The organism is Amycolatopsis sp. SID8362 (assembly GCF_010550475.1).
In the GTDB taxonomy this organism is placed as follows: Bacteria; Actinomycetota; Actinomycetes; order Mycobacteriales; family Pseudonocardiaceae; genus Amycolatopsis; species Amycolatopsis eburnea.
Window position 1 is genome coordinate 1 of the sequence record NZ_JAAGNB010000866.1, and the last position, 7195, is coordinate 7195.

Below are 7195 nucleotides of genomic sequence, written 5' to 3' on the forward strand. Positions count from 1 at the left end.
GTGCGGGAAGAGCAGCGCGTCCTGGGACAGCAGGCCGATCCCCCGCCGGTGCGGCGCGACGCCGGCCAGCGCGCGCCCGGCCACGGTGATCTCCGCCGACGCCGGCGTGACGAGCCCGGCGAGACAGCCCAGGACCGTCGACTTGCCGGAGCCGTTGGGCCCGAGCAGCGCGAGCACGTGCCCGGCCGGCACGTCGAGGCCGACGTCGAGGGAGAACGAGCCGCGGACGGCCTCGATCCGGGCGGTCAGGCTCACCGCAGGCCGCCTTCCCACGAGCGCGGCCGCGCGACGGCGATGACCAGCACCGCCACGACGATGAGCAGCAGGGACAGCGCGACGGCGCTGTCGATGTCCACTTCGGCCTGCGTGTAGACCTCCAGTGGCAGCGTGCGGGTGACGTCTTCGAGGCTGCCGGCGAAGGTGATCGTGGCGCCGAACTCGCCGAGCGCGCGGGCGAAGCTGAGGACCACGCCGGAGCCGAGCGCGGGCAGCAGCAGCGGCAGGGTGACCCGGCGGAACACGGTCCACGGGCGCGCGCCGAGCGTCGCGGCGACCTGCTCGTAGCGGTCGCCGGCGTTGCGCAGCGCGCCTTCGAGGCTGACGACGAGGAACGGCATCGCGACGAACGTCTGCGCGATCACCACCGCGCCCGTCGTGAACGGCACCGATTCCCCGGTCAGCGTGGTGATCAGCATGCCGAGGAAGCCCTTGCGGCCGAGCAGGTAGAGCAGTGCGAGGCCACCGACGACCGGGGGCAGCACCAGCGGCAGCAGCACGACCGAGCGCAGCAGCCGGACGCCGCGGAAGCGGGCGCGCGCCAGCACGACGGCCAGCGGCACGCCCAGCAGCACGCAGGCCACGGTGGACAGTCCCGCGGTGAGCAGCGACAACCGCAGCGCGTGCCACGACGACGGCGTGGCGATCAGCGACGGCAGCCGCGTCAGGTCCGAGCGGACCAGCAGGCCGACGACCGGCAGCACGACGAGCGCCAGCGCCAGCGCGGCCGGGATGCCCAGTACCCACGGGACGCGCGAACGGCCGGCCGGGACGGATCCCGGCCGGCCGTTCGAGCGTCGCTCACTGCGCAGGACCGAACCCGGCCTTCGTCAGCTCGTTCTTGCCTTCGGTGCCGAGGACGAACTCCTCGAACTGGTGCGCCAGCTCGGCCTGCCCGCCCTTGACCGCGGCGATCGGATAGCTGTTGACCGCCTGCGCGGCCTCGGGGAAGTCGACCTTCTCGACCTTGCCCGCGGCGGAGGTGGCGTCGGTGACGTAGACGAGGCCCGCGTCGGCGTCACCGGAGGCGACCTTGTTGAGGACCTGCTTGACGTCCGACTCCTCGCTCTTCGGCTTGAGCGTGACGCCGGTGTCCTGCTCGGCCTTCTTGGCCGCCGCGCCGCACGGCACCTGCGGCGCGCACGTCACGACGTTCAGGCCGGCCTTGTTCAGGTCCGCGAACGACTTGATGCCCTTGGGGTTGCCGGGCGCGACGGCGATCGCGAGCTTGTTCGTGGCGAACACCGTCGCCTGGCCGTCGATCACCCCGCCCTGGTTCGCCTTGTCCATGGTGGCCTGGTCGGCCGAGGCGAAGACGTCGGCCTTCGCGCCGTTGGTCAGCTGCTGCACCAGGGTGGACGAGCCCGCGAAGCTGAACTTCACGGTCACGCCGGAGTGCTGCGCTTCGAACTCCTTGCCGAGCGCGGTGAACGACTCGGTGAGCGACGCGGCCGCGAACACGGTCAGCGTGCCGCCGCCGGCGTTCCCGGACCCCTTCGGCGCGGGCGCGGTGACCGACGACCCGCCGGTCTGCGTGCTGGGCTCGTCCGAGCTGCTGCACGCGCCCGCGAACAGGGCGACGGCCGCGACGGCGAGAGCGAGCTTCTTCATCGACTTCCTTCCGGTGTTTCCACCACGACAGTGGTCGCTTTGACCACCGCGACCGCGAGCACTCCGGGGCGCAGGCCCAGCTCGCGGACGGCTTCCGTACTCATCAGGGACACCACCCGGTGCGCCCCGCACTGCAGTTCCACCTGCGCCATCACCTTGTCGGCGATGACCTCGGTGACCAGCCCGACGAACCTGTTGCGGGCGGAGCGGCCGACCGTCGACGGGTCTTCGGGGCCGGCGGCCTGCGCCCGGGCGAACCCGGCCAGCTGGGCGCCGTCCACGACCTTGCGGCCGGCGGCGTCGTCGGTGGCGGTCAGCTGCCCCGCGCGCACCCACCGGCGCACGGTGTCGTCGCTGACCCCGAGCAGGCGCGCGGCCTCGGACAACCGAAATTGCGGCATGCCTGAGACATTATCTCCGCAGTTGAGGGAAAGCTACGCGGGGCGGCCATTGTCGAGGATTTCCGCGCGCAGCTGTTCGAGCATGACGTTCTGATAACGCTCGATGGCTTTTCGCTCGGTCGGGGAGAACTGCGCCAGCGTCTCGCGAAGGGCGTCGAAGGCGGACTCGAAGAGCGGCGCGAAGCGCTCCTCGGCGCCCGGCACGACGGCCACGAGGACCTTGCGGCGGTCCTCCGGATCGCGGACGCGGCGGACCAGCCCGACCTTCTCGAGCCGGTCGATGACGCCGGTCACGGCCCCGGTCGACAGGCCCGTCAGCTCGGCGATCCGCCCGGCGGTCAACGGTCCGCCCGATTGCACGACGAGGTCGAACGTCTTGTGGTCGGTGCCGGACAGGCCCATCCGCTCGGCGATCCTGGCGTGCCGGAGGACCGTCAGCGTGCTGCCCTGACGGCCCAATTCCGCGAAGCGGAAGAGTTCGTCGTCGGTGACCGGGTAGCTCTTTTCCGTCACAGGCCCTCTTAGTTCGGCAACTGAACCACTCACTCGTCAAAGTATCGTAGCGACCCGCTCACTTCGGGCGTTCCGGAGCTACGCTGTGCGTAATGACGGCAGTGGATCTCGGGTTTCCTCGCGTCCCCGGTACACGAGGGTCATCTCGCGTGCCCAGGCCCGAGAACCCGCACCTCATCGACACCTTCGGCCGGGTGGCCACCGATCTCCGGGTTTCCCTGACGGATCGGTGCAACCTGCGCTGCACCTACTGCATGCCCGCGGAAGGCCTCGACTGGATGCCGGGCGACCAGGTGCTGACCGACGACGAACTGGTCCGCCTGATGCGGATCGCCGTCGAGCGGCTCGGCATCACCGACATCCGGCTCACCGGCGGCGAGCCGCTGCTGCGCCCGGGCCTCGAGGACCTCGTCGCGCGGATCACGGCGCTTTCGCCGCGGCCCAAGCTGTCCATGACCACGAACGGGATCGGCCTCGCGCGACGGGCGGCGGCGCTCGCCGAGGCGGGCTTGAACCGGATCAACGTCTCGCTCGACACGATCGACCCGGAGCTGTTCAAGACGATCACCCGCCGCGACCGGCTCTCGCACGTGCTGGCGGGCATGGCGGCCGCGCGGGACGCCGGGATGTCGCCGGTGAAGGTCAACGCGGTGCTCATGCGCGGCGTCAACGAGTCGGAAGCCGTGCCGCTGCTGAAGTTCTGCCTGGCCGAGGGCTACCACCTGCGCTTCATCGAGCAGATGCCGCTGGACGCCCAGCACGGCTGGAACCGCGGCGAGATGATCACCGCGTCGGAGATCCTTTCGATGCTGGAGACGTCGTTCGAGCTGACGCCGTTCCCGGCGGCACGGGGCGGCGCCCCGGCCGAGCGCTGGCTGGTCGACGGCGGCCCCGGCGACGTCGGCGTGATCGCCTCGGTGACCAGGCCGTTCTGCGCGGCGTGCGAACGCACCCGCCTGACCGCCGACGGCGCGGTCCGCTCCTGCCTTTTCAGCAACGACGAGACGGACCTCCGCTCCCTCGTGCGCGCGGGCGCGCGCGATGAAGAGGTGGCGGACGCCTGGCGGGCCACGATGTGGGGCAAGCTCGCCGGCCACGAGATCAACGACGCCGGATTCGCCCAGCCGATCCGGCCGATGAGCGCGATCGGCGGTTGAGATGACGACCCTGACCATCGTGGTCCGCTACTTCGCCGCCGCCCGGGCCGCGGCGGGGGTGGACGAGGAGAAGGTCCAGCTGCCATCGGGAGCCTCGGTCGCCGACGCGGCGAGCGAACTCCGGCGCCTGCACCCGGAAGGCCTGCCGAAGGTGCTGGACGCGGTCAGCTACCTGCTGGACGGGGTCGCGGTGCGCGATCCCGGCCGGGAGCTGGTGGATGGCGCGGAGCTGGACGTGCTGCCGCCGTTCGCCGGGGGCTGACGCATCCTCTTCCGCCTGGACGCGCTGCGAGGCTCTGACAGCCCGTACGACGGTCGCCTCTCGCACTGAGCGGCAGGGCACCCTTCTATACGCGAGCAACAGGCGGCCAGGCTCCGGGCATCGCCTGGCCCGGCTGCCCTCGTGCGCCGCGATGCCGCAGGCAGCCTCCCGGCGAGCGCCAACCCCACCCGGCCCGCGCCCGCCCGTCCCCTCGCAAGCGCGTCCGCCCCTCCCGGCGAGCCCATCCCGGCCCGGTAGCCCGCCCGCACCCCTCGACCCGCCGCCCAGCTGCGGGCGCGACTTCGGCCCTCCCGTTCTTTCCCCCACCGCTCGGGTACCGCGGCCGACCGCTCGCCGACCGCGCCGCCCAGCCTCGGCGTGGCGCGTCATCAAATCCGGGTGTTCGCGAGAAGCTGATCCGAGCCCGCCGCAACGCCATCCGGTGACCCGTTTCGCCTGGTCGGTCGCGGTGCGTGGCCCCCATCCGGGGTCATCGCCCTTTCAAGCGGCTCCGGCCGTGGATCGAAACCCCACTAACAGGTGGGGCTGATGTGACTCATGGGGCAGCAGTGACGGGATTGTCAAGTCTGGCGAAGTCCCGTCGCCGGTCATAAGATGCGCGCTTCAATCGCCGAGCGGGCGACGCGAATGGTCCATTCGCTGCGCGAATCACGTGATGCAAGCCTCACGATCCGTGTTTTATCTCGGCTAGGAAACGGGCAGATAACGGCCCTCTGACCTGCACAAACAGGCGTATCGACCGAGGTTGCGTGCTGTTACTGTGACGTAGGTCACGCCCCGAATAATTTCCGATCACGGCGATCGTTACGTACCGTCGCTTTTCGGTTGGCCCCGACCAGCCGGCAAGACCGGGAATCCGTAGCGCCTAGCCCTGTCCAACGGATCCCCGGACCCATACCCCGAGCGAAAGCATTTCCGGACAGGGACGAGGGGACGAGGAAGACGCGCCGTGCGTCGGACTCGCCTGCCGGCCTGAAACGGCCGGCGCCAGGACCCCGATCCTGACCCTCACCACCGGTTCGTAGGCGCTGGGAAACCGAGAAGCATTCAGATGTCTTACCGAGGCAAGCACCGCAAGATGTCCGCTGCCACCCGCACCGTCGCTCGCGTTGCCATCGCGGGCATCGCGGTCGGCGCTCCCCTCGCGATCGCCGCGACCCCCGCGTCGGCGACCAACTGGGACGCGATCGCGCAGTGCGAGAGCGGCGGCAACTGGAGCACCAGCACCGGCAACGGCTACTACGGCGGCCTGCAGTTCACGCAGAGCACCTGGAAGGCCTACGGCGGCACCGGCAACCCGCAGAACGCGTCCCGCGAGCAGCAGATCGCCGTGGCCGAGCGCGTCCTGCAGGGCCAGGGCATCGGCGCCTGGCCGGTCTGCGGCAAGAAGGGTGGCGGCTCGTCGGCCCCCAAGGCCAAGACCAACACCACCAAGAAGGTGACCCCGAAGAAGAGCACGACCGCCCCGAAGGCGATCGCTCCGAAGGCGGCCCCCGCGGTGTCCGGTGTCAGCAGCTCGAACCCGGCCGGTGACTACACCGTCGTGGCGGGCGACAGCCTGTCCAAGATCGCCAAGCAGTTCAACGTCCAGGGCGGCTACGCGAAGCTGCAGGAGCTGAACGCGAAGTACATCCCGAACGCGGACCTGATCCTCGTCGGCCAGAAGATCGCCACCAAGTGACGATCGCGCAGCGATGCGTAAGTCCGGCCTAGCGCCGTGACTCCACACAGCCCTCCACCGCCGATCCCCCGGGCGGTGGAGGGCTGAGTGGTTCCCGGGCCCGGATCCGGGCGGCCTCCGCCCGTTGCATCCGCTCGCCCTTCCGCAGCACCTCGATCACCAGCGCCAGCTGCTCCGGCGCGTACTCCTCCAGGATGGCGCGCCCCGCGCGCTCGATCGGCGCGTAGATCTCCGCCAGCAGCTCCGCCGCGGCCGGCGTCAGCTCCACCACCGCCCGGCGGCGGTCGTCGGCGTCCGTCCGGCGGGTCAGGTGCCCCGCCCGCGTCAGGCGCTGGATCGCCGTCGTCGTCGCCGCGGGGCTCAAGTTCGCCTCCGTGGCCAGCCGGCCCGCCGTCAGCGCGCCTGACGCCGCGACCAGGCCGATGATCCGCAGGTCCGTGCGGTTCACCCCGAACGCGGCCGCCGCGGCTTCGTCCACCACGTCGTTCGCCGCGCCGAAGTCCGACGCCGCGTGGGTCGCCTCGGTGACCAGCAATTGCTTCGACACTCGAAAGAGTCTACCTTGGCGAGCAAATATTTCGATCGTCGAAAGGTTTTGCCGCCCTGCCTCGCTGGCTCCGTCCCGCCAACCGCGTCGTCCGCCTCCTGACGCGGCTGGGGCTGCGCCTGGGCACCATCCACGTCCTGACCGTCCCCGGCCGCCGCTCGGGCACGCCACGCCCGACACCGGTCTCACCGCTGACCGTCGACGGCCACCGCTACGTCATCGCCGGCGTGCCCGACGGCGACTGGGCGCGCAACGTCCGCGCCGCCGGCCGGGGCGAGCTCGCCCACGGCCGCCGGAAGCAGGCCGTGACGCTCGAAGAGGTCACCGATCCCGGCGTCCGCGAGCAGGTCATGCGAGCGTTCCCGCGCGAGGTGCCGCACGGGGTGCCGATGTTCGTGAAGCTGGGCCTCGTCGACGGCGCCGACCCGGACGGGTTCGCCGCGGCCGCCGGGCGCGTGGCCGTCTTCCGGCTCAGGGCGAGTTGACCCACTCGTCGGTGCCGTCGGTGAAGTGCTGGTGCTTCCAGACCGGCAGCCGCGCCTTGACCTCGTCCACGAGCTCCGCGCACGCCGAGAACGCCTGGCCGCGGTGCTCCGCCGCCACGGCGCACGCCAGGGCGACGTCGCCGATCGTCAGCGGCCCGACGCGGTGGCTCACCGCCACCGCGCGGACGCCGGTCCACCGCGCCGCCAGGTCCGCGACGACGTCCGCGATCACGTCGCCCGC

Annotated in this window: 11 protein-coding genes; 4 read left to right on the forward strand and 7 right to left on the reverse strand. The window is 71.2% G+C overall.

Features of this window, described 5'->3' with window-relative positions; genetic code table 11:
- The 5 genes from G3I65_RS27065 to G3I65_RS27085 form a co-directional block, all read right to left on the reverse strand.
- Positions 1-255 (reverse strand): ATP-binding cassette domain-containing protein (locus G3I65_RS27065; RefSeq protein WP_160698618.1); only part of this gene is annotated, 255 nt, incomplete at its 3' end.
- Positions 252-1016 (reverse strand): ABC transporter permease, encoded by a 765-nt coding sequence (locus G3I65_RS27070; protein WP_160698623.1) that lies wholly within the window; start codon positions 1014-1016, stop codon positions 252-254. The genes G3I65_RS27070 and G3I65_RS27065, both read right to left, overlap by 4 nt.
- Positions 1017-1077: 61 nt before the next feature.
- The gene (modA, locus tag G3I65_RS27075) at positions 1078-1887 is read right to left on the reverse strand and encodes a molybdate ABC transporter substrate-binding protein (RefSeq protein ID WP_160698619.1); all 810 of its coding nucleotides are present in this window, start codon (positions 1885-1887) and stop codon (positions 1078-1080) included.
- Positions 1884-2288, reverse strand: coding sequence for a molybdopterin-binding protein (locus tag G3I65_RS27080; RefSeq protein ID WP_086857225.1), 405 nt, complete (start codon positions 2286-2288; stop codon positions 1884-1886). Before G3I65_RS27080 ends, modA begins: the two co-directional genes overlap by 4 nt.
- A gap of 33 nt (positions 2289-2321) precedes the next feature.
- The gene (locus tag G3I65_RS27085; RefSeq protein ID WP_160698624.1) at positions 2322-2801 is read right to left on the reverse strand and encodes a MarR family transcriptional regulator; all 480 of its coding nucleotides are present in this window, start codon (positions 2799-2801) and stop codon (positions 2322-2324) included.
- A gap of 149 nt (positions 2802-2950) precedes the next feature.
- Between G3I65_RS27085 and moaA the strand changes: the two genes are divergently transcribed.
- The 3 genes from moaA to G3I65_RS27100 all read left to right on the forward strand — a co-directional run bounded on the left by moaA (position 2951) and on the right by G3I65_RS27100 (position 5922).
- Positions 2951-3958, forward strand: a complete 1008-nt coding sequence (moaA, locus tag G3I65_RS27090) for a GTP 3',8-cyclase MoaA (RefSeq protein WP_160698620.1) — start codon at positions 2951-2953, stop codon at positions 3956-3958.
- Between the two features lies 1 nt (position 3959).
- Positions 3960-4220, forward strand: coding sequence for a MoaD/ThiS family protein (locus tag G3I65_RS27095; protein WP_203612518.1), 261 nt, complete (start codon positions 3960-3962; stop codon positions 4218-4220).
- A 1072-nt stretch (positions 4221-5292) separates the two neighbouring features.
- The gene (locus G3I65_RS27100; protein ID WP_160698621.1) at positions 5293-5922 is read left to right on the forward strand and encodes a transglycosylase family protein; all 630 of its coding nucleotides are present in this window, start codon (positions 5293-5295) and stop codon (positions 5920-5922) included.
- 28 nt (positions 5923-5950) lie between these two features.
- Here G3I65_RS27100 and G3I65_RS27105 read toward each other — a convergent pair whose 3' ends face one another.
- Positions 5951-6469, reverse strand: coding sequence for a MarR family transcriptional regulator (locus tag G3I65_RS27105; protein WP_160698622.1), 519 nt, complete (start codon positions 6467-6469; stop codon positions 5951-5953).
- Positions 6470-6588: 119 nt separating this feature from the next.
- On the opposite strand from G3I65_RS27105, the gene G3I65_RS27110 reads away from it, so the two are divergent.
- Positions 6589-6954 carry a nitroreductase/quinone reductase family protein gene (locus tag G3I65_RS27110; RefSeq protein ID WP_255481949.1) on the forward strand — a complete coding sequence of 122 codons (366 nt, stop codon included), beginning with the start codon at positions 6589-6591 and terminating at the stop codon, positions 6952-6954.
- Here G3I65_RS27110 and G3I65_RS27115 read toward each other — a convergent pair.
- Positions 6941-7195 (reverse strand): molybdenum cofactor biosynthesis protein MoaE (locus G3I65_RS27115; protein ID WP_203612519.1); only part of this gene is annotated, 255 nt, incomplete at its 5' end. The genes G3I65_RS27110 and G3I65_RS27115 overlap by 14 nt on opposite strands.

Bases quoted from the DNA above. Each gene is read 5' to 3' on its own strand.
- modA (WP_160698619.1), bottom strand. From the start codon at position 1,887: ATGAAGAAGCTCGCTCTCGCCGTCGCGGCCGTCGCCCTGTTCGCGGGC.
- G3I65_RS27080 (WP_086857225.1), bottom strand. From the start codon at position 2,288: ATGCCGCAATTTCGGTTGTCCGAGGCCGCGCGCCTGCTCGGGGTCAGC.
- G3I65_RS27100 (WP_160698621.1), top strand. From the start codon at position 5,293: ATGTCTTACCGAGGCAAGCACCGCAAGATGTCCGCTGCCACCCGCACC.
- G3I65_RS27095 (WP_203612518.1), top strand. From the start codon at position 3,960: ATGACGACCCTGACCATCGTGGTCCGCTACTTCGCCGCCGCCCGGGCC.